Source organism: Streptomyces sp. NRRL B-24484 (assembly GCF_000717715.1).
GTDB lineage: Bacteria > Actinomycetota > Actinomycetes > Streptomycetales > Streptomycetaceae > Kitasatospora.
The window spans coordinates 133,534-140,273 of sequence record NZ_JOAI01000016.1; the positions used below are offsets into that span (position 1 = coordinate 133,534).

Sequence of the window (6,740 nt, forward strand, 5' to 3'; positions counted from 1 at the left end):
AGGAGAATGCCCTGCGCACGCGCGCGCCTCGGCGGATCAGAACGGGCCGGTTGTCGCTCCGCGCGACCCTGCTCGTGCTGGCGATCGTTCCCGGAGTGGCGCTGGCCGCCCTGTGGGCCGTCACCAGCGGACAGCTCCTGTTCGACTTCCAGCGCCAGGCCGCCCAGGGCCTGCTCGCGCAGAAGGCCGGCCAGCCGTCCAACATCGTCTACTACAACCTGCAGGAGGAGCGGCGCCTGAGCGCCGACGCCCTCGCCACGCACAACGGGGTCGGCGACGCGCTGCGCACCCAGCGCGCCAAGACCGACGACGCCGTCCGCGACTTCCAGAAGCTGTCCGACGTCGCCGCCGACGACGCGCCGACCGAGGTGCGCGAGGCCGTCCAGCAGGCCCGGCTGGCGATCAACCAGCTGCCCGCGCAGCGCGCCCTGGTCGACAGCGGCAGCGAGCAGCAGCAGGCCGCGGTCTACCGGTACTACACCGACCTCATCGCGGTGGACCTGCGACTGTTCGCCTCGCTCAGCCACGTCGACAACGGCCGGATCACCACGATCTCCCAGCCTCTGGTCGACCTGTTCTGGGGCAAGGAGATGATCTCCCGCTCGGACGCGCTGCTCGCCCGCGGCTGGCCCAGCGGCTCGCTGAGCGCCGAGGACCACCAGCAGCTCCGGCAGGCCGTCGCCGAGCAGGACTTCCAGTTCGGTACCAAGGTCGCGCCCTACCTGCCCGCCGACGAGGCCGCGATGTGGCAGCGGATCGCCACCAGCCCGGCCTGGCAGGCCAAGACCCGCGCCGAGCAGGACCTGCTGAAGCCGGCCGCGCCCGACCGCAACGGCCGGATCGCCCTCGGCGTCGACAAGGACGCCTGGCGGCAGTCGATCGACACCCTCACCCCCGAACTCGTCGGGCTGCTGGAGCACCGGACCGGGCTCGTCGTCGACGAGGGCAAGGGCAGCATCATCACCCTCGCCGTCCGGCTGCTCCTCACCACCGTCGTCGGCCTGATCGCCGTCGTCGTCGTCGCCCTCACCAGCTGGCGGCTCACCCGCACCCTGCGCCGCCGGATCGGCCGGCTGCACCAGCACGCCGAGCAGCTCGAGAACGCCCTGCCCGAGGTGGTCGAACGCCTCGGCAACGGCGAGCAGATCGACGTCGAGGAGCACGCCCGGGCGATCGAGCGCGACCCGTGGGCCCGCACCGAGGACGAACTCGCCAAGCTCGGCGAGGCGTTCAACCTGGCCCGGACGAGCGCCCTGCAGGCCGCCGTCGCCCAGGCCGAACAGCACCGCGGCTTCGAGCGGCTGCTGCAGCGGATCGCCCGCCGCACCCAGCTGCTCATCGGCCAGCAGCTCAAGAAGCTCGACGAGCTGGAGCGCCGGCACGAGGACCCGGAGATCCTGGAGGGCCTCTTCGACCTGGACCACCTCACCGCGCGCCTGCGCCGCTACGAGGAGAACCTGGTCATCCTGGCCGGCGGCACCCCGCACCGCCGCTGGCGCAAGCCCGTCCCGCTGCTGGACGTGATGCGCGCCGCCCAGGGCGAGGTGCAGGACTACCGCCGGGTCGTCATCGACCTGGACGGCAGCCCCTGGCTCTCCGAGCGCGCCGTCGGCCCGGTCGCCCACGTGGTCGCCGAGCTGATCGAGAACGCGCTCAGCTTCTCCCGCCCGCCGAACCCGGTCGAGGTCCGCGCCGGCCGGGTCAGCCGCGGCGTCGCGATCGAGGTCGAGGACCGCGGCCTCGGCATGGACGAGGAGCAGATCGACGAGGCCAACCGGCTGATGACCCGTCCGCCCCGGGCGGACGTGCTCGCCCGCGGCGACGACATCCGGCTGGGCTTCTACGTGGTCGCGCGCCTCGCCGACCAGCACGGCCTGCGGATCGAGTTCCGCCAGTCGGCCTTCGGCGGCACCCGTGTCGTGGTGCTCGTCCCGGACGAGCTGATCGTCCCCGACCCGACAGCCCGGCCCACCGCCGTCGCGTCGCCGCAGACGGCCGGCGGCCTGCCCACCAGGTCCCGCGGCCGGGCGCTCGCCGGCATCACCGCACTCCCCGGCGCCCCCGACCCGATGGGCGCACCCCCGGAGCTCCGCCCGGTGTCCGAGGAGGTCCCGTACGTGCCGATCGGCGACCCGTACGCCCCCGGTGACCCGTACCCGCAGCACGAGCCGCTCGCCGCGCAGCCCGAGGAGCACCGGGCCGCCGGCCACGAGCAGCCCTTCCCCGCCGCCGTGCCGCCCCTGGACGGCGCGCCCGCCCCCTACGGGCTGCCCGCGCCGTACCGTCCCGAGCCGGTCACCGCCGACTCCTGGCCCGGCCGGGTGCCCGCACCCGCCGAGCTCGCGCCGCCGGTGCCGGTCGCCCCGGTCGTGCCCGCGCCCTTCCCGGCCCCGGCGCCCTTCCCCGCTGCGGCCCCCTTCCCCGCTGCGGCCCCCGGGCCCGCCCCGGCGCCCGGGCACGCCCCCGCCGCGGCGTCCTACCCGCCGCAGGCCCCGGCCCTGCCGGCTCCCGCCCTGCCGGGCGGCGAACCGCCGCTGCCGCGCCGCGTCCGCCAGGCCAGCCTGGTCGACGAGCTGCGGATGGACCCGGCCGGTCCGCCGGCCGCCCCCGCGCCGCCGCGCTGGGACGAGAACCCGCTGTTCCGGCCGGCCCCCCGACGGGCCGGAGCGGCGATCGGTGCGTTCCAGCGGCGGTCCCGGGAGGCGCGGTCCGGTGCCGTTCCACCGACTGCGGAGACCACCCCGCAGCCGGACGGGCGGCCCCGCCCCGGCGACACCTGGAACACCCATACCATCCCGACGAGAGAAGACCGGTCATGACGCGCACAATCGCCACCCACCAGGACCTCGACTGGCTGCTGGACGGCCTGGTGGACTCGGTGGCCGGGACGAGGTACGCCGTCCTGCTCTCCGACGACGGCCTCGTGGTGAGCCACTCCCGCACCATCGACCGCTCCGACGCCGAGCGCCTCGCCGCCGTCGCCACCGGCCAGCAGAGCCTCGCCCGCGGCGTCGGCCAGCTCTTCGCCGGCGGCCCCGTCCACCAGGTGATCGTCGAACTGGCCGAGCTCTGGCTGTTCGTCATCGCCGCCGGGCAGGGCACCCACCTCGCCGTCGTCGCCTCCCAGGAGGTCGACGCGGAGGTCATGTCGCTCGCCATGCACAACCTGGTGCAGCAGGTCGGCCAGAAGCTCAGCACCCCGCAGCGCGGCGACTTCGACGCCTTCGCGGCCCGCGGCGGGCAGCGCGGGTGACCGCGAACTGGGACGAGGACGAGGGGGACGACGGCGCGGACAGCATGGTCCGGCCGTACACCATCACCCGCGGCCGGACCGCGCCCGAGCGTGACGACTTCACCCTCATCACCCTGCTCACCACCGTGCGGGAGCCGGTCGACGCCTACGGCGCGCCCGTCCGGCCCGGCCGGTTGCAGCCCGAGCACCGGATGATCGTCGACCGGTGCCGGACGCCGGCCGCCGTGGCCGAGGTCGCCGCCGACCTCGACCTGCCGGTCTCGGTGACCAAGATCCTGCTCGGCGACCTCGTCGAGCAGGGCCTCCTGACGGCCCGGGCCCCGATCTCGGTGGCCCGGGCCGCGGGCGGCGCCGACCGCGGCCTGCTGGCCGCCGTACGTGAGGGACTGAGGAGGCTCTGAGATGACGACCACCCAGGCGGGCGCCGCCGCGGTCAAGATCCTGATCGCCGGCGGCTTCGGCGTCGGCAAGACGACCATGGTCGGTGCCGTCAGCGAGGTCGCCCCGCTGCGCACCGAGGAGTACCTCACCACCGCCAGCGTCGGTGTGGACGACCTCGCCGGGGTCGACCAGAAGGACACCACCACCGTCGCCCTGGACTTCGGCCGGATCACCGTCAGCCCCGAGCTGGTGGTGTACCTCTTCGGCACGCCCGGCCAGGAGCGGTTCTGGTTCATGTGGAACGACCTGGTCAACGGCGCGCTCGGCGGGGTCGTCATCGCCGACACCCGCCGGCTGGAGACCAGCTTCGCGTCGATCGACTTCTTCGAGAGCCGGGGCATCCCGTTCGTGGTGGCGATCAACTGCTTCCACGGCGTCAACACCCGTACCCCCGGCGAGATCCGGGCCGCCCTCGACCTCGACCCGCACGTGCCGATGCTGGTCGGCGACGTCCGGGAACGGTCCTTCGGGCGGGACGTGCTGCTCGCCCTGGTCGACCACCTGATGGCGCTGCCGGTCGCCGGCTGACCGGCCCGCGCGCCCGCAGAACCACAGCACCCGTCCCCGCCGTCCTCCCGCACCACGCGGCCGGCCTCCCCTGCCCGGCCGTCCCCCGAACCAACGGAGAGACCATGGCAACACCCCTGCGCGTCCTCGTCCACGGCGGCGGCATCGGCGGGCTCGGCCTCGCCGTCGCGCTCGCCCGCCGCGGCCACACCGTCGAGGTCGCCGAACTCCGCGAGCAGCTCGACGCCCTCGGCGTCGGCATCATCCAGCCCTCCAACGCCCTGCACGTGATGCGCGAACTCGGCGTCCTGGAGGACTGCCTGAAGGCCGGCTTCGAGTGGGAGGTGCTGACCATCTGCGACCCGTCCGGCGCCACCCTGGCGAAGATCCCGCAGCCGCGGATGGACGACGCCCCCGCGAACAACGGCATACCCCGCCCGGCCCTCGCCGAGGTGCTCGGCCGGGCCGCCGCGGAGGCCGGCGCGACCGTCCGCTTCGGCACCACGATCACCGGACTCGCCGACGACGGCGAGGGCGTGGACGTCACGCTCTCCGACGGCTCCACCGGCCGCTGGGACCTCGTCGTCGGCTTCGACGGCATCGGCTCCCCGCTGCGCACCCGCCTCTACGGCGACCGCTACCGCCCCGAGTACACCGGCTTCGCCAACTGGCGGGTCACCGTGCCCCGGCAGTCCGAGGTGCGGGGCGTGGTGATGAGCACCGGCAACCTCGCCGCAAAGGCCCTGCTCACCCCGATCACCGACGACCTCATGTACCTGGGCGCGGTGTTCGCCGAGGCCGAGGACTTCCGCCCGGACCCGGAGCGGGCCCACGAGCAGCTCGCCGAGCGGCTTGCCGGCTTCGGCGGCCCGGTCGCCGAGGCGCTCGCACGGGTCACCGACCCGGCCGCGGTGGTGTACTCGCGGATCTCCCAGGTGACCGTGGACGAGCCCTGGCACGTCGGCCGGGTGGTGCTGGCCGGCGACGCCGCGCACGCCTCCACCCCGCACCTGGCGCAGGGCGCGGCGATGGCGGTCGAGGACGCCCTGGTGCTCGCCCAGGAGCTGGACGCCGCGGACTCGGTGCCCGCCGCGCTGCGGGTCTGGGAGGAGCGCCGCCGTCCGCGCGCGATGTTCGTCCAGGCGCTGTCCCGGGCCGTGCTCAAGCAGGAGACCGGCACGCCCACCACGCCCGAGGAGGACGAACTCCTCGAGGTCGGCATCCCGGGCGCCGCCCACGTGCTGGTGAAGCCGTACTGACGGTCGAGGACCGACAGGGGCGCGGGGAACCGTAGGGTTCCCCGCGCCCCTCGGGACGTCTCCGCGCTCAGTGCAGCGACGGGACGCTCAGTGCAGCGACGGGACGCTCAGTGCAGCGACGGGAAGAGGTCCAGGAACGGCTGCGTGGAGACCGAGACGCCGCGGCCGAAGGGATCGTCGAAGTCCCAGATCAGGAACAGCAGGAAGGCGATCAGCGCGCTGAAGGTACCGGCCAGGATCAACTCCCGCGGGGAGCGCCGGATCTGCAGCGCGAAGACCATGCCGACCGTGACCACCGCGCCCACGATCAGGCCGAACCACACCACCCCGGGCATGGTCGGGCCGGTGCTCTGGCCGCGGGTGTTGCGGGACTCGTCGGCCGCCGCGATCCGGTCCATGATCGGCTGGTAGACCTGCGCCTCCAGGTCCGACTGCGGCGCCCGCGAGGCGACGTCCTGGCGCAGTTTGGCGAGCAGCTCGGTGCCGCGCGGCGAGATCTCGCCGTTCTCCCGCATGTGGTCCCACTCGGTGTTCACCACGAAGGTCACGTAGGCGTCCACGTCACTGCGGACCCGGGCCCGGAAGTCGGCCGGGTACACCTCGGCCCGGGCGCTGACCTCGTGCAGCGACTGCGCCTCGTTCAGCACCTCGTCCTGCGCGGCGCTGCGGGCCTCCCAGACGCCGGCGATGGCGAGGCCGAGGACGATCGCGTAGACCACGCCGATCATCATGGTGATGTACTCGATGACGTCCGGGGTCTCGGACGGGTCGTCGTCCTCCCCGACCCGTCGCTGGCGCAGCACCACCACGGCGACGACGACCAGGACGGACGCCGCCATGGCGATCGCCAGGGCGAGCCACTCCGACATGACAACTCCTGTTCAGCACTGGATGGCCGACCGGCCGACGGACGGTCGGGGGCGGCGGGGCCGTCCGGTCAGGAACGGCCGCCGCGGGCGGCGGCCTTCCCGCGGACCTTGGCGGCCGCGGCGGCGAGGACCGCGGGGACGGTGACGATCATCATCGTGGTCACCGGCGAACTGCTGCGGTGCCGGGCGGGTGCGACGGCCGGCTGGGCCGGAGGCATCCGGATCTTCCGCGGCGCGGGTACGGGCGGGGCCGGCGGCGCGGGCTCCGGCTCCGGCGGTTCCGCGGCGGGCGCCGTGGCCGGGGACGGGGGTACGGGCTCGGCCGGCAGCGGGGCGGGCGGGGGCGCCGCGTGCTGCGGGGTCTCCGGCGCGGGCGTGGGGGTCGGCTCGGGCACCGGGGTCGGTGTCGGC

6 protein-coding genes and 1 pseudogene are annotated in these 6,740 nt (G+C 74.6%); 5 read left to right on the forward strand and 2 right to left on the reverse strand.

Annotation, left to right across the window (positions count from 1 at the left end):
• Positions 1-50 precede the first annotated feature (50 nt).
• From IE98_RS0116810 to IE98_RS0116830, 5 genes are all read left to right on the forward strand, one after another.
• Positions 51-2,819, forward strand: a complete 2,769-nt coding sequence (locus tag IE98_RS0116810) for a sensor histidine kinase (RefSeq protein ID WP_063748938.1) — start codon at positions 51-53, stop codon at positions 2,817-2,819.
• Positions 2,816-3,253, forward strand: coding sequence for a roadblock/LC7 domain-containing protein (locus tag IE98_RS0116815; protein WP_030269712.1), 438 nt, complete (start codon positions 2,816-2,818; stop codon positions 3,251-3,253). The genes IE98_RS0116810 and IE98_RS0116815 overlap by 4 nt, the downstream gene beginning before the upstream one ends.
• Before the next feature lie 44 nt (positions 3,254-3,297).
• The gene (locus tag IE98_RS0116820) at positions 3,298-3,654 is read left to right on the forward strand and encodes a DUF742 domain-containing protein (protein WP_043174363.1); all 357 of its coding nucleotides are present in this window, start codon (positions 3,298-3,300) and stop codon (positions 3,652-3,654) included.
• Position 3,655: 1 nt separating this feature from the next.
• Positions 3,656-4,222 carry a GTP-binding protein gene (locus IE98_RS0116825; RefSeq protein WP_030269716.1) on the forward strand — a complete coding sequence of 189 codons (567 nt, stop codon included), beginning with the start codon at positions 3,656-3,658 and terminating at the stop codon, positions 4,220-4,222.
• Between the two features lie 104 nt (positions 4,223-4,326).
• Positions 4,327-5,460 carry an FAD-dependent monooxygenase gene (locus tag IE98_RS0116830; RefSeq protein WP_030269717.1) on the forward strand — a complete coding sequence of 378 codons (1,134 nt, stop codon included), beginning with the start codon at positions 4,327-4,329 and terminating at the stop codon, positions 5,458-5,460.
• Between the two features lie 107 nt (positions 5,461-5,567).
• Here the strand turns inward: IE98_RS0116830 and IE98_RS0116835 are convergent, their stop codons facing one another.
• A complete protein-coding gene (locus IE98_RS0116835; protein WP_030269719.1) occupies positions 5,568-6,329 on the reverse strand; it encodes a DUF4239 domain-containing protein in 762 nt (253 codons plus the stop codon).
• 68 nt (positions 6,330-6,397) lie between these two features.
• Positions 6,398-6,740 (reverse strand): annotated as a pseudogene (locus IE98_RS0116840) (hypothetical protein); the annotation flags it as partial.

Coding starts and splice junctions, on each gene's coding strand:
- IE98_RS0116830 (WP_030269717.1), top strand. CDS start 4,327: ATGGCAACACCCCTGCGCGTCCTCGTCCACGGCGGCGGCATCGGCGGG.
- IE98_RS0116835 (WP_030269719.1), bottom strand. CDS start 6,329: ATGTCGGAGTGGCTCGCCCTGGCGATCGCCATGGCGGCGTCCGTCCTG.
- IE98_RS0116825 (WP_030269716.1), top strand. CDS start 3,656: ATGACGACCACCCAGGCGGGCGCCGCCGCGGTCAAGATCCTGATCGCC.
- IE98_RS0116820 (WP_043174363.1), top strand. CDS start 3,298: ATGGTCCGGCCGTACACCATCACCCGCGGCCGGACCGCGCCCGAGCGT.
- IE98_RS0116815 (WP_030269712.1), top strand. CDS start 2,816: ATGACGCGCACAATCGCCACCCACCAGGACCTCGACTGGCTGCTGGAC.